Here is an 18,164-nt window from a genome sequence, read left to right as displayed (position 1 = left end):
TAGAAGAAAGAGAAGTGAATCCTATGGAACAGAACCAGCAGAACACAAAGCATAAATCGGGCTTTATCGCCGTCATCGGCCGTCCGAACGTCGGCAAGTCGACTCTCATCAACACCCTGATTGGCCAGAAAATTGCTATCATGAGCGACAAGCCGCAGACGACGCAGAACCGCATTCTCTGCATTCTGACGGAACCCGATGCACAGATCATCTTCCTCGATACGCCGGGCATTCATAAGCCGAAGCACAAACTCGGCGAATACATGGTCAAGGCTGCCGAAGGCACGCTCAAGGAAGTCGACGCGATTCTCTTTGTCGTTGATGCGACGGAAAAGATGGGACCGGGCGAGTACTACATCCTCGAACGCCTGCAGGCGACACGCAAGCCGGTTATCCTCGTCGTCAATAAACTTGACCTCATCGAGAAGGAACAGGCGCTGCCGATTATTTCGCGCTATGCCGATAAATACCCGTTTGTCGGGGTCGTGCCGATTTCCGCGAAGGCGGAGACGAATCTCGATGCGCTGCTGACGGAAGTCAAGAAATATTTGCCCGAAGGCCCCGAGTATTATCCGGAGGACATGGTCACGGACCAGCCGGAGCGCCTGATTGTCGCAGAGCTCATCCGCGAGAAGGTCCTGCAGCTCACGCGCGACGAGGTGCCGCATGCCGTAGCCGTCGAAACGGATGAGATGACGACGCGCCCGAACGGCGATGTTTACATCCGCGCGACGATTTATGTCGAACGCGATTCGCAGAAGGGCATCATCATCGGTGCGAAAGGCGCGATGCTCAAGGAAATCGGTGCGATGGCGCGCAAAGATATTGAAGCTCTTCTGGGTTCGCGCGTCTTCCTCGACCTCTGGGTCAAAGTCAAGAAGGACTGGCGCAACCGCGAGGGCGTGCTGCATAACTTCGGTTTCGGAGTGGAGTCGTAATGTCAGAAGAACACAAGAGCCGTCTCTCAAAGCGCATTTCCCGCCGTTTTGTCAATGGCCTGATTCTCCTTGTGCCCATTGTCATCACGCTGCTCGTCTGCAGTGAGGTGCTGCACTTCACGGAAGGTGTGCTCGGCAAGCATCTGCCGTTCTATTTTCCGGGGCTCGGCATCCTCACGGTCGTGCTCGGCATCTATTTTGTCGGCTGGATTTCCTCGTATTGGATCATGCGGCGCCTGATTCATTACGGCGAAGCCCTGCTCGGCAAGATCCCCATCATCAAATTCATCTACAACAGCGTCAAGCATCTGTCGACGGCTGTCTTTGAGTCAAACAATATGTTTGACCACGTCGTGCTCATTCCGTTCCATCAGTCCAAGGCTCTGGGCTTTATCATGGCCGATGTGCCGCAGGTGCTCAAGGAAAAACTCGGCGATGATTACGTCTGCGTCTTTGTGCCCTGGAGCCTCAACATGACCTCGGGCACGAACCTCTTCGTGCGCAAGTCCGACGTCATCTATCTCGACATCAGCAGCGAGTCGGCCCTGCAGTACATGCTGACGGCAGGCGCAGTCATGCCGCAGAAACTCGCTCATGGGGGAACGGAACAGTCCTCTTCCAACATCTCAGCAGAAGCGGCTGCCGAGCTCGCGAAAAAGAAGAAGGCGTAAGCATGGCCATCTACCAGACTGAAGCAGTCGTGCTCGGCGCGAAAAACTGGGGCGACGCGGATAAGATGATGACATTTTTCACCAAAGAGCGCGGCCTCGTAAAAGCCGCGGCCTTTGGCTGCCGCAGACCGAGAAGCCCTTTGGCCGGAGGCATGCAGATGTTTTCGCATCTCGATTTGCAATTATCGGAAGGGCGGCGCGTCGATACGGTGCGCCAGTGCCTTTTGCGCCATCATTACAAGAAGCTCAGTGAGGACCTCACAGCCATGGCCTATGGCAGTTTTGTCGCGGAATTTTTGCGTGAGTTCCTGCCCGAAGGGCAGCCGGAGCCGAAGATGTTTGAGCTCCTGCTGCAGATTCTCGAAGCCTTTGAGCGGCGCAATCCGCGCGTGACCGCGCTGGCCGCCGTCTACCAGCTCATGGAATTCACGGGCCTGCAGCTTCATTATGAGCACTGCGTGCACTGCGGCAAAAAAATAGAAGGCGATGCTTTCTTTGCCATCAGCGAGGGCGGCGTGCTCTGCGAAAACTGCCGGACAGCGTCGGCAAAGCCTTTTCCTGCGGAACTGCGCCATTTTATCATCGGCCTGCGCGATTTTGACTGGCAGCAAGGGACCATGCGTCTTTCCTCGACTTTGCTCATGACTGCCGAACAGCTGCTTTTGCAGTACCTGCAGGAGCTTCTCGGACGTCCGCTGAAGTCACTGGCCTTTATCCAGCAGCTCAGCATGACTTGAATATTTTCGTAACAAAAAAGACATCCCTGAGGATGTCTTTTTTTGCTGTCTGTATGAAATTAGATGAAAGGAAATCAGCCGAGCGTTTTGCCCTTGAGTGCCGTTTCCATGAAGGTCTGCTGAGCGCCGACCGGCGTCTGGCCCTTGCGGCACGAAGCGCGGACATAGGAACCGTCAGCACGCATGAGATAGGCCTTCGTGTTGTCCTTGAGGTACGTCTGCAGGATGGCATGCAGGCGGTTTTTGTGGTCCTGCTCGCGGATCGGGATCATGAGCTCTACGCGGTTGTTGAGGTTGCGCGGCATCCAGTCGGCCGAGGAGATGAAGACATCTTCGCGGCCGCCGTTATAGCAGTAGAGGATGCGGCTGTGCTCGAGGAAGCGGCCGACGATGCTGCGGACATGGATGTTTTCGCTGACACCCGGCACGCCCGGACGCAGGACGCAGATGCCGCGGACGATGAGGTCAATCTTGACGCCGGCAGCCGAGGCCTCGTAGAGTTTTGCGATGATGAAGCGGTCGAGCAGGGAGTTCATCTTGGCGGCGATGTAGGCCGGTTCGCCGCGCTTAGCATGCTCGATTTCCTGGTCAATCTCGGCCATGATGGTCTCGCGCAGATTCAGCGGCGCGACGATGAGCTTGTTCCAGGTCGGCGGATCGCTGAAGCCCGAGAGGAAGTTGAAGAAGCGCGAACCGTCGACGCCAATTTCGTTGTCGGCGGTCATCAGGCCGATATCCGTGTAAATCTTGGCCGTTGAGCCGTTGTAGTTGCCCGTGGCCAGATGGCAGTAGCGGCGGATGCCGTCTTCTTCGCGGCGCACGACCATCGTGATCTTCGAGTGCGTCTTGAGGCCGAGAATGCCGTAAATGACATGGCAGCCGGCTTCTTCGAGGCGGCGGGCCATGATGATGTTGTTCTCTTCATCGAAACGGGCCTTGACTTCCATGAGGACCGTGACCTGTTTGCCGTTGCGCGCGGCATCGGCAAGGGCCGAGATGATCGGCGATTTGCTCGATACGCGGTAAAGCGTCTGCTTGATGGCAAGGACCGCTTCATCGTCCGCAGCCGTGCGGATGAAATTTTCGACTGTGGCGAACGTTTCATACGGATGATGGACGAGTACATCTTTTTCGCGGATGGCGGCCCAGATATCTTTGGTATGGCGCGCGGAGAGCTCGATGGACGGCTGCGGTACGAATGGTTCGTAGCGAAGGTCGTCATAGCCCTTGATATTTGCGAAAGAGGAGAAGAACGAAGCGCCGAGCGGGCCGTCAATCGTGTAGATATCCTCTTCCTTGAGTTCGAGTTCCTTTTCCAGGATTTTGCGCGTCTCTTTGGAGCTCGTCTTGGCGAGCTCGAGGCGGACGGCCGCGCCCTTGCGGCGCTTTTCGAGGGATTTTTCGACTTCGAGCAGCAGGTCGTCGACGTCTTCGCGGATATCGAGGTCGGCATCGCGCGTGACGCGGAACGGCGTCGTCTCGATGATTTCATAGCCCGTAAAGAAGCGGTTGGCAAAGTAGCTCAGAATGTCCTCAAGATAGAGGTAGTGCTGGACTTCCGGCACCTTGATGAGGCGGCCGATGACGGAGACCGGCACAGGCAGGATGGCGAGGCGGACATCCTTGTCTTCGGGGCGCTTGAGGTGAACGGCGAGGTTCAGGCTCTTGCTCGTCAGAAACGGGAACGGATGCGACGGGTCGATGGCCATCGGCGTGACGACTGGGAAAATCTCGCGCTCGAAGAATTCCGTCAGCCAGAGCTCCTGCTTCGTGTCGAGGTCCGCAGGATGGATGAAGCGGATGCCGTGCATCTCAAGCTCGGCGAGCGTCGCCTTGAGGCAGCGGTCGATGTCATGCATCTGCTCGTGCGCAATCTTGCTGACGGCGTCCATCTGGCCCTGAGGGGTCAGGCCGCTGATGTCGTGATGCTTGACGCCGCTTTCGATGAGATGCTTGAGGCCGGCGACGCGGATCATGAAGAACTCGTCGAGGTTGGAGCAGGTGATGGCGATGAAGCGCAGGCGCTCCAAAAGCGGATTGTCCTCGCTCGTGGATTCGCGCAGCACGCGCTGGTTGAAGCTCAGCCACGTGCATTCGCGGTTCAGATAATATTGACGGTCATTGAAATTCAAATCCATATTTATTTCCTCCTTAAGACAGGCTCGATGCCAAAGATTTCGCGGAAGAGCGTCGAGGCCTGCTTGAAGGTCCAGCGAATCAGCGAAATATCGTATTCCGAGGTGTAGTTGACGTAGAGTTTTTCTTTTACGAGGCGGACAGAAAGTCCCTGGATGCGGCCGCTGTGGCCCTGGTCGAGTGCATCGGCGAGGCGCAGGATGGCACAGCATTTATCCGCAACGATTTTCTGCGTCTGCGTCAGGCGCTGGTAATGTGCGTCTTTCTTGCCGGGGTTGTCGCGGTGATAATAGTAGCTGATGCAGGCGATGACCTCTTTTTCGGCATCCGTAATGCCAAAGATGTCCGTGCCCATGATGATCTGCCACGAATGCAGCGGATAGTTGCGCAGATTGACGAATTTGCCCGTTTCGTGCAGCAGGCAGCTCATGCGCAGCAGCAGGCGGTGGCGCGGCGTGAGCCCGTGGACGCGGCGCAGTCCGTCAAAGAGCTTCGTCGCGTACTCATCGATGCGGCTGATGTGCGGCAGGTTGCAGTTGTAGCGCATAGCGATGCTGCGCGCGAGATCGAGGAGCAAATCGTCCTGCTCAGTGATGGCCTTAGGGCTGATTTCTCGCGCGCCGCACCAGGCTGCATAGCCGTAGAGAAACGTCGTATCCATGACGAGAATCGTGTCGATGTTGAGCGTGCGCACGACTTCTTCATAAAGAAGCAGTGTCGGCAGCAGGAGCTGTGCCCTGCGTTCGCTGAGATGAAAGGCCTGCATGAGCTTATGCGTGGTTAAAGGCATTAAGGATTCGGCAATCTGCAGGAATTTGCGCGGGTCGATGACGGCCGGATACGATGTATTCGCGCCTTCCGTGAGATGCGAGACGAGGATGCGCGCTTCAAAGCCCGTGAGTACGAGTGTGTGGATGTCCGCATGCTCGATGCGCGGCCAGAGGGACGAGAGCGAAGCGTGCAGATAGTCGCGCACGGCCGACGGGAACATGACATCGACGCGCTCTTCCTCGGTGAAGTGCTCAAGGACGCTGAGGCGGCCGCCCGTGACATTCGTCTGAAACAGCAGCGTGCCGTCCTGCCAGCCCGTGAAGCCGAGACCGCCTGACGTGACATCTAAGAGCAGCGTCGGTTTCTTGCCGACCATTTCGTTCTTTTTGAGGAAATGATGCAGGGCGAAGAATTTGTAATACACTTCTTCCGTCATGTCGGCAACGTGAAAGCGGAATCCCGTGCGCATGGCGAGCAGGTCGAGAATGCCAAGGCGATTTTCCGCTTCACGGATCACGGTCGTCGCAATCGGATAGACCGTGTCAACCTGATAATCGAGCAGCAGCTGACGGAAGCCCTGCAGGATACGGCTGAGCTCGTGGATGGAGGCAAAGGAGAGCCGGTGTGTGCGGAAAACTTCCTCGCCGAGCGGCAGTTCTTTATTGGCCGATTCAATCACTTTGATGTCCGTCGGGGAACGATAATCCACGATGGCCATGCTCGTGTGGATGGAGCCGATGTGAACGATGCCGAAAATCGACTTTTTCTTCATAAATAACATCCTTTCTGGAGTACTGGTCGGTGCTCCATAGCGAAGAGCCGATATACCCATAATTTATATTGTAAGCAGTTGCTGCGCTTTCCGCGTTACTTTTACGTAAATTTTTTGTTAAGGTAAGGAAACGCAGACAGGCATTCTTATACTCGGTACAGCATGAAAAACATATTCGTCATGGCCTGTATTTCATCGATAAGAATGTAAGTTTAATTATACCTCATTATGGAGAAATTTTGAATTATCTTGAAGCATACCGTCTGAATTGTTATACTAAAATTATCCGAATTATAAATTTCATAAAATATACAGATGCATTCAAGCAAGACAAGGGGGATTCCGTTCATGGAGAGAGTGGCAATCATCGATATGGGGTCGAACTCGATTCGCTTTATTGTCATGCAGGTGGCAGACAACAAGGCCTATCATCTCGAATATCAGCAGAAAGAGGCCATAAGGCTCGGGCGCGGCATGTCGGAAACAGGAAAACTCAATCCGGAGGGCGTGGAGCGGGCAATGGCCTGCCTGCATGTCTACAAGCACATGATGGAGGTCATGCAGGTGACAAAATGCATCGCCGTGGCGACGGCAGCTGCGCGCAATGCTTCAGACGGCGCGGAGTTCATTGAGCGCATCAAGCGCGAGACGGGCATTGAGATTGAGGTCATCTCGGGGGAACGCGAGGCGTATCTCGGCTATCTCGGTGTCGTCAACACGATTGACGAACGAAATTATCTGCAGTTCGACCTCGGCGGCGCGTCCATCGAAGTCTCGCTCGTACGCGACCGCAAAATTGTCGAGTCCGTCTCCGTGCCGATTGGTGCCGTGACCGTGACGGATGCGTTCAATCTCGGGGATAAGGTCACGGGCGCGGCCATTGAGCGCTGCATTGAGTTCGTGCGCACAAAGTACGAAGAGATGATTCCGTGGGCGGCGGACACGAATCTGCCGGTCATCGGCGTCGGCGGCACGGTCCGCAACTTTGCCAAGATGGACCAGGCGCGCACAAACTATCAGCTTTCGCGCATCCACAACTACATCATCCCGCGCAAGCGCTTTGAAGAGATGCACGCGGACATCATCAAGTCAAATCTTTCGGCCCGCCGCCGCATGAAGGGGCTCTCTTCGGAGCGTGCGGACCTCATCGTCGCGGGCAGCATCATCGTCAATACGCTCATGGAGTTTGCGGGCGGACAGAACATCATCGTTTCCGGCTGCGGCCTGCGCGACGGCGTGTTCTTCGAGTATTACGGTGAAAAATACGGTCAGGGCCCAATCGTGCAGGATGTCCTGCGCGAGAGCGTACACAACTATCTCCTGAGTGCCGACCGCCGCATGGAGCACCTCGAGCGCGTGAAGAATCTTGCGCTGAGCCTCTTCGACCAGCTCAAAAAATCACATGAAGCGACGCGGCGCGACCGCAGCCTTTTAGAGGTCGCGGCCTGGCTGCACGATTCGGGCAAGGTCGTCAATTATTACGACCATGCACGCCATTCGGCCTTTATCATCGCGCATGCGCCGCTTTACGGCATGCGCCAGCTCGAACAGCTCAAGGCTGCGTTCATTGCGGGCTTCCATCACGGCATCAGCAATAAAATCATGCGCGCCTACCGCTACGCGATGATGCTGACGCCGGCTGACTGGAAAAAAGTCAGACGCCTTGCGCTGCTGCTGGCCCTTGCCGAGGCTGCCGATGTGACGTATGAAGGCGTCGTGCGCAAGATTGACGTCGCCGACGATGAAGAGGCCGTCGTGCTCTCGCTGCGCGGCAAGAAGGGCGAGGACCACAGCGCGGCAGAGTTTGAGATGAAGTCGTACTGCAAGCAGTTCAAGAAGGAATACGGCAAGCCGCTCATTATCATGTGGCAGAAGGGCTGAGTTCCTTTTTCCTGATTGCCTGACGCAGCCTGCGGAATGCGCCGAAGCGGTTGACAAGTCTTAAGCCTTTTGCTAAACTCGTAGGTAGCAATGATGAAGAAGAGTAATCTCCTATCCAGCGAGACAGCGATGGTGTGAGGCTGTCCATGATTTTTTAAGCATGAAAAACATGAAATGAGACGAAAGGCACTTCGGAGCATAATCCCATAACTTGAGGCGGGCTTTCCGGCATCTTTTCAGCATGCGGGAAGGTCAATCAGGGTGGAACCGCGGTACTTGATAAAAAACAAGTCTCGTCCCTGTAACGTTACGTTGCAGGAACGAGATTTTTATTTGTTTCTGTGACAGATATAGAGGAAAAGGAGTTGTTCCCATGAAATTTCAGGAAATCATCCTGGCCCTGCAGAAATTCTGGTCGGAACAGGGCTGCATCTTGGCAGAGCCATATGATGTCGAGAAGGGCGCCGGCACGATGAATCCGTCGACTTTTCTGCGCGTGCTCGGCCCGGAGCCGTGGCATGTCGCTTACGTCGAGCCTTCGCGTCGTCCGGCCGACGGCCGCTATGGCGATAATCCGAACCGCCTGTACCAGCATCATCAGTTCCAGGTCATCATGAAACCGTCGCCTGACAACATTCAGGAGCTGTATCTCGAGAGCCTTGAGCGCCTCGGCATTGACCCGAAGCAGCACGATATCCGCTTTGTCGAGGATAACTGGGAGTCGCCGACGCTCGGTGCCTGGGGCCTTGGCTGGGAAGTCTGGCTCGACGGCATGGAAATCACGCAGTTCACGTATTTCCAGCAGGTAGGCAGCCAGGACGTACGTCCCGTCGCTTCGGAAATCACGTACGGCCTCGAGCGTCTCGCCATGTACATCCAGGGTGTCGAGAATGTTTACGACATCCAGTGGACGGATGATTATACGTACGGTGATGTCTTCCATCAGAATGAGTACGAGCAGTCGGTCTATGCCTTCGACCTTTCGGACGAAGCACTGCTTTTCGACCTCTTCGACAAATACGAGAAAGAGGCCGTGCGCATCATCGAGAAGGGCTACGTTCATCCGGCATACGACTACGTGCTCAAATGCTCGCATACGTTCAATCTGCTCGATGCCCGCGGTGCCATCTCGGTTTCGCAGCGCGCAGCCTTCATCGGCCGCGTGAGAAAACTCGCGCGTCTCTGCGCCGAGTGTTATCTGAAACAGCGTGAAGAGCTCGGGTATCCGATGCTGCACAGAGGGGAGAAGTGAGCCATGGCCAAAGATCTGTTATTTGAAATCGGCACGGAAGAAGTTCCTGCCCATGTCATGCCGGGCACACTGGCCCAGCTCAAAGAACATGCCGAACAGGCATTTAAGGAAAACCGCATTGCCTTTGATTCCATCCGCACGCTTGGCACGCCGCGCCGCACGGCCCTGCTCGTAAAAGGCCTTGCCGAAAAGCAGGAAGATGTCACGAGCGAGAATCGCGGTCCGTCCGTCAAGATTGCCTTTGACGCCGACGGCAAGCCGACGAAGGCAGCACGGGGCTTTGCCCGCGGCCAGCACGTGGCTCCTGAGGACCTTGTCGTCAAGGACGGTTATGTCTATGCAGAAGTACACGAAGAGGGACAGCCGACGGCCAGACTTCTCGAAACGCTGCTGCCGGACCTCGTCTGCGGCCTTTCGTTCCCGAACAATATGCGCTGGGGCAGCCTCGACTTCAAGTTCATCCGCCCGATCCGCTGGTTCGTCGCCCTTTACGACAAGGACGTCATCCCGTTTGAGCTTGCCAACGTCAAGTCGGGACGCACGTCGCGCGGCCACCGCTTCCTCTCGCAGGGCGATTTTGAGATCGCTTCTGCCGATGACTACGAGAAAGCCTGTGAAGAGAACTTCATCATCGTCGATCAGGACAAGCGCAAGGCCATGATCCGCGAGCAGATTGAAGCAGTCGCGAAGGAAAACGGCGGTCAGGCCGAAATCACGGAAGACCTGCTCGAGGAAGTTCTTTACCTCGTCGAGTATCCGACGGCGCTCTGCGGCAAATTCGAGGAGAAATACCTCGCCCTGCCGCCGGAAGCTGTCATCACGCCGATGCGCGACCATCAGCGCTATTTCCCGGTCAAGACGGCCGAAGGCAAGCTCCTGCCTCTCTTCATCACGGTCCGCAACGGCGGCAAAGAGTACCTCGAGACGGTCCAGCATGGCAATGAGCGCGTGCTGCGTGCCCGCCTCGCTGACGCGCAGTTCTTCTTCGACGAAGACCGCAAGAAGAGTCTTGAAGAACATCGCGAGAAACTCAAGACCGTTGTCTTCCAGCAGGGCCTCGGCACGATGTATGAGAAGACGGAACGCCTCGAAAAACTCGCGGACTTCATCGCGGATGCCATCGGCGCCGACGAGAAGGCACATAAACATGCAAAGCGCGCTGCCATCCTCTCGAAGGCAGACCTCGTCACGGGCATGGTCACGGAGTTCACGGAACTGCAGGGCATCATGGGCCGCGAATACGCAAAACTCGACGGCGAGTGCGAGAAAGTCGCCATTGCCATCGACGAGCATTACAAGCCGCGTTTTGCCGGCGACAGTCAGCCGCAGACGACGGCCGGCCGCATCGTGAGCCTCGCCGATAAGATTGATACGATTGTCGGCACGTTCAGCCTCGGCAAGATTCCGACGGGCTCGCAGGACCCGTTTGCCCTGCGCCGTCAGGCACTCGGCCTCGTCAACATGATCATTGAAGCCCAGTATCATCTGAGCCTTGCTGCCATCGTCGCCAAGTCCATGGACCTCTATGGCATCACGGACGAAAAGGCCCGCGCCAAGATGCAGCAGGATGTGGCCGACTTCATGCGCCTGCGCCTCAAGAACGTGCTCGAGGATATCCGCTATGATGTCGTCGACGCCGTTCTTGCGGATGTCGATGATATTTATGCCGTAGCTCTGCGTGCCAAAGCTGTTGCCGACTTTGTGGCCTCTGCCAAGGCGGAAGCTGGCATTCAGGCCTTTGTCCGCGTGGCAAATCTCGCGAAGAAAGCCGAAGCGGCTGAAGTAAGTCCCGCCCTGTTCCAGAACGACGCAGAGAAAAATCTCTTCGCCGCTTATGAAAAAGCGGCCGCTGCCGTGGACGGCGATATCAAGAAAGAAGCTTATGCTGAGGCCATCGCGGCTCTTGCCGAGCTCGAGCAGCCCATCAATGCGTTCTTCGATGATGTCATGGTCATGGATAAGGACGAGAAGATCAAGAACAACCGTCTCGCACTCCTGAAGTCCATTGATACCCTCGTGAACCGCATTGCCGATTTCACGAAGATTGTCCTGGCCTGAAGGCTGAGCTGACTGAAAGATTCATAAAGAAGGACCCGGCGTCCAAAGACTCATTCGAATCATTTGGATGCCGGGCCCTTCTTTTTGTTCCCTTATTATTATATGGAATTAATATGGAAAATATTTTTCGCAAGCTGCGGTCAGGAAGCCTTGTTTTTGTTGAAATCGTATTCGAGATGGGCGGCAGCTTTTTCGCCGCTGCTGTCGATGAGCAGCACGTGGCCGTCGAAGACCGCAATCTTATTCTGCCAGTTGTATTCGATGGAGTCGCTGTCAATGGCCAGACCGGGGCGCTTGAGTTTGCAGCGGTCGCCGAAAAAATAAGCGAGACCGTCTGCCGGACGGGCGTAAATGGCCTCACTGCAGAACGTCGTTTCTCCTTCGGTAAACTTGGCATGGCCCTGTGTCCAGATGGCGCTGAGGTCGCCCGTGAGCTGGGCTTCATCGGCAGCAATTGTGCGGTCGCCGAGGCTGATGCGCACATTGCCATGGCAGATATAGCGGCCCATCTGTTCATCGTAGCGGACAGAATTGGCTGAAATGACAGGCTGCACGCTTTGGGCAAACGATGTGATGGGCCGTACTTCTGTGACGGGCTGCGTATTTTCAGCAGAAGCCGCTGCACAGGAAATGGCCGTGAGCAGGCAGGTGCATAAGAGTACTTTTCCTTTATTTTTCCAGAGTGTAAGCAAAGGATCACCTCATATCAAGTCAGATGCCTTTATTTTACTCCTGTTATGCATATTTTGCAAAAAATAAAGAAATGAGATGCTGTCAGCAGGAAATTGAACATCAAGCGCGTAATATATAATTATATGACAAAAGAAGAACTTTGTCACTGTTTATCCGCAGGAAAATGCGGCGGGCAGATGGTCAAAGGAACAGGGAACAAGGGGGAAGGAGGAATCGTGTGAACATACGGGAACGGACAGAAGCTTTTGAAGAACAGTATCTGGCGCCGCAGGCAGCGAAGAGCCGCCTGGCAGGACGCAAGCAGCCGGTCACCGAGTGCAGACTGCGCACGAAATTCCAGCGCGACCGCGACCGCATCCTGCATTCGAAGTCATTCAGGCGTCTCAAGCATAAGACTCAGGTTTACATCATGGCGGGCGATCATTACCGCACGCGCATGACGCACAGCCTTGAGGTCGCGCAGATTTCGCGGACGATTGCGCGGGGGCTCCGCCTCAACGAGGACCTCGTCGAAGCCATTGCCCTCGGCCACGATGTCGGGCATACTCCGTTTGGCCATGCCGGCGAAGCCGTGATGAACGAACTCACGGGGCATTTTGCCCATAATGAGCAGAGCCTGCGCGTTGTGGAATTTCTGGAAAAGGGCGGCAGGGGCCTCAACCTGACGTTTGAGGTCAAGGATGGCATCGTCAATCACACGGGGCCGCATCTTCCCAAAACACTGGAAGGATGCATCGTGCGCACGGCTGACCGCATTGCCTATCTGACCCATGATTATGATGACAGCCTGCGGGCGGGACTCCTGCATCACGGGGACCTTCCGGATATTGTCTACAAATGCTTTGGCGAGGATACCTCGCATATGATTACGAGCATGGTGGCCGATATGATTGAGAGTTCGGCGGATTTGCAGGATATCCGGCAGTCGGACGAAGTAAAAGAGGTCATGGACATTTTCCGTAAGTTTATGTTCGAGCATATCTATTTGTCGGACGCCCTCGCGCATGAAAGGCGTCAGGCCGGTTTCATGCTGCGGCAGCTCTATGCGTATTTCCTGGAGCACCCGACGGAACTGCCGGAGGAATTCTGTCAGCGGGAAAAACGCTGGGGCCGCAGGCAGATCGTGACGGACTACGTTGCAGGCCTCACGGACAGCTATGCGGTACAGCTGTTCTCGGAGATTTTCATTCCGCCCGTGGGCCGTGTCATACGCTACAGCCGCTGATGGGCAGGCCAATGATAAATTTTGCACATGAGAAAAAGGAGATTTCGTTTTTTTGCGGAATATATATCTGAAAAGAAGGCCCAAGAGAAATCTCTGCTGGCAAAACAGCAGAAAGTTTGTGCAGTGCAGGAAGGTTTTTCGCAAATGACAGCGAATATACAAAAGTGCCCCTTTATGCAGCAGCATGAATGGGGGGAAGGATGACAGACTTTGGAACGAATGCGAAATGAGGCGATGGACAATTTCGTCGAAAGGGTCAGTGAGGCCACGGATATCCTGCGCGTCGTGCAGGGGTATGTGCCCCTGAAGCGCAGGGGAAACCGCTACTGGGGCTGCTGTCCGTTCCATCAGGAAAAGACGGCGTCTTTTTCTGTCGTTCCGGATAAGGGTTTCTTTTATTGCTTTGGCTGTCATGCCGGCGGCAACGCGTTTAAGTTTATTTCACTTATCGAAAACATCTCGTATTTTGACGCAATCAAGCTGCAGGCAGAAAAACTGGGGATACCGCTGCCGGAACGCCGTCAGAGTCCTCAGGAGATTGCCAGGGAGCGTGAGATCAAGGACCTCCGGAAGGTCAATGAACTCGCGCGTGACTTTTTCCACAACTGTCTGACCATGACGCGCATGGGCGAAACGGGCAAAGCCTATTTTGCCGGGCGCGGCATCCGGGAAGAAACCATCGAGGAATTCCAGCTCGGCTATGCACCGCCTGCCTGGGATAAGTTGTCCACTGCTTTTCTGAAGCGTGGAATTAAGCAGGAGTTTTTACTGGCAAGCGGCCTTGCGGCTGAGCGCAGGCAGGGGGGCGGCCTCTACGACCGCTTCCGCGGACGCGTCATCATTCCCATCGCCGATGAACGCGGCAGGGTAGTAGGGTTTGGCGGGCGCGTGCTCGATGACTCGACACCCAAATATCTCAATACACCGGAAACCATCTTATTTAATAAGAGGAAAATCCTCTTCGGCCTCGACCGTTCGCACCGCGCCATCCAGCAGGAGGGACGGGCCATTGTGGTCGAGGGGTACATGGATGCCATTTCGGTATTCGATGCCGGTGTACATAATGTCGTGGCTTCGCTTGGCACTTCGTTTACACCCGAGCATGCCAAGAAACTTCTGCATTATGCACCGGAAATCTGCTTCTGTTATGACAGCGATGAGGCCGGCCAGAAAGCAACGATTCGCGCACTCTCCATTGTGCGTGATACAGGGGCCGTTGTCCGCGTCATTGTCGTACCGGATGGCAAGGATCCAGATGAATTTATCCGGAAGCACGGAGCGGATGCTTTCCGTGAACTCGTCAGCAAGGCACTGCCGCTGGTGGAATACCGGCTGCGCTATGTCCTGTCGCATACGAATTACGACACACTCGACGGCAAGGTCAAGGCCCTGCACGAGATGGTTCCCGTGCTTGCGGGCATCCGCAGTCAGACTGTGCTTTTGGAATATGAGAAAAAACTAGCGCAGACGCTGATGCTCGATGAAGGCCTTGTGCGCTCGGAGCTCCGTCATTATCATGAAGAGCCTGAGCCTGTCAGCACGGGGCAGCGCCAGAACATGCGCAGGGCCGTCGCAAAGCCTGATACGGCTCTGCGCAAAGCCGGCCGCACCGTCATTCGCATGGCCTGGCAGGATCCTGCCGTACTCGCTCATCTTCAGACAATCGTCCCGCTTGACGGCATAAGGGACCCTGTGCAGCATGAGATCCTGGCCTTTCTGCAGAAAGCAGCAGAGGAAGGCCGGCCGGTCGATGATGCCAGTGCGTCGTCCCTGAGTGATGAGGCCGCGGCGGAGCTTTCCCGCGCGCTCGTTGAGGATCTTGGCGGCCGTGATGAGACAGAGGCTTACGATGATTCGCTGCGCGTGCTGCGCAGGGCGTACCTGAATGTGCTGTACGAAGAACACAGCCGCAGGGCAAATGAATATGCGCAGAAGGGCCAGGATAAGGCCTGTCTGCAGGAATTGAATGAGGTAAATAGAATCAAACATGAAATGGATGAATGGTAAATCACTAGAGAAAAGATGGATGAAACATGTGGAAAGGGGGCAGTCGAATGGCTGAAAAAAAGACAGCAAAAACTGCCGGCAAGGCGGGCAGTTCCAGTTCTGAAATTGTGGAGAATCTTCTGGCCAAAGGCAAAAAGAATGGTGGCACTCTGACCTATGGGGAACTCATCGATGCCCTGCAGAAGCAGGACCTTTCTCCGGACGAGATTGATACCATGTACGATACGTTCAGCAAACGCGGCATCGAGATCGTCGATGATTCACAGGATAATTCGAATGACGATGATGTAGATATCGACAAGTCGGATGAGGAAGTCGAGATTGACCTCTCCGTGCCGGAGGGCGTCAGCATCGATGATCCGGTGCGCATGTACCTCAAGGAGATTGGCCGTGTGCCTCTGCTGACGGCAGAAGAAGAGGTTGCTCTCGCCAAGCGCATGGAAGCCGGCGATGAAGAAGCACAGAAACGTCTGGCCGAGGCAAATCTGCGCCTCGTTGTCAGCATTGCCAAGCGCTATGTCGGCCGCGGCATGCTGTTCCTCGACCTGATTCAGGAAGGCAATCTCGGCCTCATCAAGGCAGTGGAAAAATTCGATTACAACAAGGGCTATAAGTTCAGCACGTATGCGACCTGGTGGATTCGTCAGGCCATCACGCGTGCCATCGCGGACCAGGCCCGCACGATTCGCATTCCGGTGCATATGGTCGAGACCATCAACAAGCTCATCCGCGTTTCCCGTCAGCTCCTGCAGCAGCTCGGCCGCGAACCGACCCCGGAGGAGATTGCCAAGGAAATGGAAATTTCCGTTGAGCGCGTGCGTGAAATCATGAAGATTGCGCAGGAGCCTGTTTCCCTCGAGACGCCAATCGGCGAAGAGGAAGACTCGCATCTCGGCGACTTCATCGAGGACCAGGATGCACCGGCACCGGCTGATGCGGCATCCTTCATGCTGCTGAAGGAGCAGCTCGAGGAAGTTCTCGATACGCTGACGCCGCGCGAGGAAAAAGTCCTGCGCCTGCGCTTCGGCCTCGATGACGGCCGTGCCCGCACGCTTGAGGAAGTCGGCCAGAACTTCGGCGTTACGCGCGAGCGCATCCGCCAGATTGAAGCGAAGGCTCTGCGCAAGCTGCGCCATCCGAGCCGCAGCCGCAAGCTCAAAGATTTCTTGGATTGATTTTATGAGATGAAAGGTCCGGTTGGCGGGCCTTTTCTTTTTGAGCACAATTTTTTCTTTTTTTGTAAAAAAGACTTGCCAAAATGATTTTTTTCGTGTATCATAATATCTGTTGTTGATATTCCTCGATAGCTCAGCCGGTAGAGCACCTGACTGTTAATCAGGCTGTCGCAGGTTCGAATCCTGCTCGAGGAGCCAAATGAAATATCAGGGTGTAACGCTTGTTACACCCTTTTTCTTATGTTAAGATAAAGGCAAAGTCAGAATTTTTCTTTTTGCTGCCGTTTTGCGCTTTCATGTTTTCATGCTTTGTGTTTTAAAGGAGGGATTTTCATGAAGCTTGGTGACAGGCTGCAGGCGCTGGCCGATTTTGTGCCGGCGGGGAGCCGTGTGGCCGATATCGGCACGGATCATGGGTATCTCGCTGTAGAACTTGTACAGTCTGGCAAGGCGAAATTTGTCGTTGCCAGTGATAAAAATGCCGGGCCTTATGAGGCCGCGGTCCGCACCGTGCGGGAAAACGGACTGACGGATGACGTCATCTCCGTGCGCCTCGGCGACGGTCTGCAGAGTCTTGCCCCCGGTGAAGTCGATACGGTCTGCATTGCCGGCATGGGCGGCACGCTTATGATGGAAATACTGGCCGCTTCGCCCAAAATCGTGGCAGGGCTTAAGACGCTGATCCTGCAGCCGCAGGGAGGCGCTGCCGAGCTTCGCCAGTGGCTTTATAAAAATCACTGGTATATTGCTGATGAGACGCTGGCACTCGACGACGGCCGCATTTATGAGATCATTATGGCTAAACGCGGCCGCCGCAAGATGCCGTCGCCGCTGCTCTTAGAGATCGGCCCGATGCTCTGGCAGAAAAAGCCGCCTCTTTTGCGCCATCACATTGAGTCGCTTTTGTTTCAGCAGCGGCGCGCCGCTGCCGGCATGGAAAAGAGCGAGAAAGCGCGGAAATCCAAGAAGTATCAGGCGGCCGTTCGTCATATCAAGGAATTGGAGGAGCATTTGTCATGGTGAAATGTCAAGTTGTCATGGATGCGCTCGAGCGCATCGCACCGCGTCATTTAGCAGAGGACTGGGATAACCCGGGACTGCTCGTCGGCAGCCCGCAAAGGGAGGTCAGCCGCATCCTCACGGCCCTCGATGTCAGCGACAGCGTGGTCCGTCAGGCTATCCGCGAAGGAGCCGAGATGATCGTCGCGCACCATCCGCTGATCTTCCGTCCAATCAAGAAAATCCGCACGGATGAGCCGCTCGGCCATCGCCTGCAGCTCCTGCTGCAGCACGATATCGCCGTGGCAGCAGCGCATACGAATCTCGATATCGCGCGCGGCGGCGTCAATGATGTGCTCGCCGAAGCCATCGGCCTCGGCAAACTCTCGAGTTTTGTCATCACGGCACAGGCTGAGGACGGCCAGACAGAGAGCCTCGGCCGTATCGGCACACTTCCGCAGCCGATGACCATCCGTGAATTTGCCGAGCAGGTGCGCCATGCCCTGCCAACCGAGCACGTGCGCTTTGTCGATGCCGGTGACCGTCCCGTGCGCAAAGTTGCTCTCTGCAGCGGCGCCGGTGCAGAATTCATCGCAAAAGCCGCGGCCATGGGCGCCGATGCCTACGTGACGGGCGATGTGCGCTATCACGATGCCCAGCACGCCGCCGAGCTCGGCATGCACGTCATCGATGCCGGCCATTTCGGCACGGAATTCCCTGTTGTCGAGGTCCTCGCCGAGCGCCTGCGCGAAGAGCTGCAGGATCAAGGCCATGTCGAAGTCATCGCCGACCGCAAGTCAAAGGACTTTTTCTCGCTGGCCTGATTTGGGTCAGAGAAAGAGAGCGTCT

The 18,164-nt window shown here is 55.6% G+C and carries 14 protein-coding genes and 1 tRNA gene; 12 read left to right on the top strand and 3 right to left on the bottom strand.

All coding sequences use genetic code 11. The annotated features are described in order from the left end of the window. Positions 1-23 precede the first annotated feature (23 nt). The 3 genes from era to recO are packed head-to-tail and all read left to right on the top strand — an operon-like array spanning position 24 to position 2,346. Positions 24-938 (top strand): GTPase Era, encoded by a 915-nt coding sequence (gene era, locus ACE419_RS01385; protein WP_432646059.1) that lies wholly within the window; start codon positions 24-26, stop codon positions 936-938. Continuing rightward, positions 938-1,609 (top strand): DUF502 domain-containing protein, encoded by a 672-nt coding sequence (locus tag ACE419_RS01380; RefSeq protein WP_435720771.1) that lies wholly within the window; start codon positions 938-940, stop codon positions 1,607-1,609. The genes era and ACE419_RS01380 overlap by 1 nt, the downstream gene beginning before the upstream one ends. Before the next feature lie 2 nt (positions 1,610-1,611). After that, positions 1,612-2,346 (top strand): DNA repair protein RecO, encoded by a 735-nt coding sequence (gene recO, locus ACE419_RS01375; protein WP_435720770.1) that lies wholly within the window; start codon positions 1,612-1,614, stop codon positions 2,344-2,346. A 74-nt stretch (positions 2,347-2,420) separates the two neighbouring features. Here recO and ppk1 read toward each other — a convergent pair whose 3' ends face one another. Continuing rightward, positions 2,421-4,484 (bottom strand): polyphosphate kinase 1, encoded by a 2,064-nt coding sequence (gene ppk1 / locus ACE419_RS01370; protein ID WP_435720769.1) that lies wholly within the window; start codon positions 4,482-4,484, stop codon positions 2,421-2,423. Positions 4,485-4,486: 2 nt separating this feature from the next. After that, positions 4,487-6,025, bottom strand: a complete 1,539-nt coding sequence (locus ACE419_RS01365) for a Ppx/GppA phosphatase family protein (RefSeq protein ID WP_432646055.1) — start codon at positions 6,023-6,025, stop codon at positions 4,487-4,489. Between the two features lie 348 nt (positions 6,026-6,373). Here ACE419_RS01365 and ACE419_RS01360 point away from each other — a divergent pair, with 348 nt between their 5' ends. The 3 genes from ACE419_RS01360 (at position 6,374) to glyS (ending at position 11,216) form a co-directional block, all read left to right on the top strand. After that, positions 6,374-7,906, top strand: a complete 1,533-nt coding sequence (locus ACE419_RS01360; protein WP_432646054.1) for a Ppx/GppA phosphatase family protein — start codon at positions 6,374-6,376, stop codon at positions 7,904-7,906. A 373-nt stretch (positions 7,907-8,279) separates the two neighbouring features. After that, positions 8,280-9,158, top strand: a complete 879-nt coding sequence (gene glyQ, locus ACE419_RS01355) for a glycine--tRNA ligase subunit alpha (protein ID WP_118015016.1) — start codon at positions 8,280-8,282, stop codon at positions 9,156-9,158. Positions 9,159-9,161: 3 nt separating this feature from the next. Continuing rightward, the gene (gene glyS / locus ACE419_RS01350; protein ID WP_435720768.1) at positions 9,162-11,216 is read left to right on the top strand and encodes a glycine--tRNA ligase subunit beta; all 2,055 of its coding nucleotides are present in this window, start codon (positions 9,162-9,164) and stop codon (positions 11,214-11,216) included. 140 nt (positions 11,217-11,356) lie between these two features. Here the strand turns inward: glyS and ACE419_RS01345 are convergent, their stop codons facing one another. Beyond that, positions 11,357-11,908, bottom strand: a complete 552-nt coding sequence (locus ACE419_RS01345; RefSeq protein WP_432646051.1) for an LptA/OstA family protein — start codon at positions 11,906-11,908, stop codon at positions 11,357-11,359. 218 nt (positions 11,909-12,126) lie between these two features. Here ACE419_RS01345 and ACE419_RS01340 point away from each other — a divergent pair, with 218 nt between their 5' ends. The 6 genes from ACE419_RS01340 (at position 12,127) to ACE419_RS01315 (ending at position 18,139) form a co-directional block, all read left to right on the top strand. Then, complete coding sequence (locus ACE419_RS01340) at positions 12,127-13,134, top strand: deoxyguanosinetriphosphate triphosphohydrolase (protein ID WP_435720767.1); 1,008 nt, start codon at positions 12,127-12,129, stop codon at positions 13,132-13,134. A gap of 219 nt (positions 13,135-13,353) precedes the next feature. Then, positions 13,354-15,141 (top strand): DNA primase, encoded by a 1,788-nt coding sequence (gene dnaG / locus ACE419_RS01335; protein WP_435720968.1) that lies wholly within the window; start codon positions 13,354-13,356, stop codon positions 15,139-15,141. 47 nt (positions 15,142-15,188) lie between these two features. Further along, positions 15,189-16,316: an RNA polymerase sigma factor RpoD gene (gene rpoD / locus ACE419_RS01330; protein ID WP_432646049.1), complete on the top strand. Its 1,128-nt coding sequence runs from the start codon at positions 15,189-15,191 to the stop codon at positions 16,314-16,316. Between the two features lie 122 nt (positions 16,317-16,438). Beyond that, a tRNA-Asn gene (locus ACE419_RS01325) sits at positions 16,439-16,514 on the top strand. A gap of 135 nt (positions 16,515-16,649) precedes the next feature. Then, positions 16,650-17,339, top strand: a complete 690-nt coding sequence (locus ACE419_RS01320) for a tRNA (adenine(22)-N(1))-methyltransferase (RefSeq protein WP_435720766.1) — start codon at positions 16,650-16,652, stop codon at positions 17,337-17,339. Then, positions 17,333-18,139 (top strand): Nif3-like dinuclear metal center hexameric protein, encoded by an 807-nt coding sequence (locus tag ACE419_RS01315; protein WP_435720765.1) that lies wholly within the window; start codon positions 17,333-17,335, stop codon positions 18,137-18,139. The genes ACE419_RS01320 and ACE419_RS01315 overlap by 7 nt, the downstream gene beginning before the upstream one ends. The last annotated feature ends 25 nt before the right edge of the window (positions 18,140-18,164 follow it).

Source organism: Mitsuokella apri (genome assembly GCF_047974105.1).
GTDB lineage: Bacteria > Bacillota > Negativicutes > Selenomonadales > Selenomonadaceae > Mitsuokella.
Note: the sequence above shows the minus strand (reverse complement) of the source record. Positions and strands in the feature narration are given on the sequence as shown.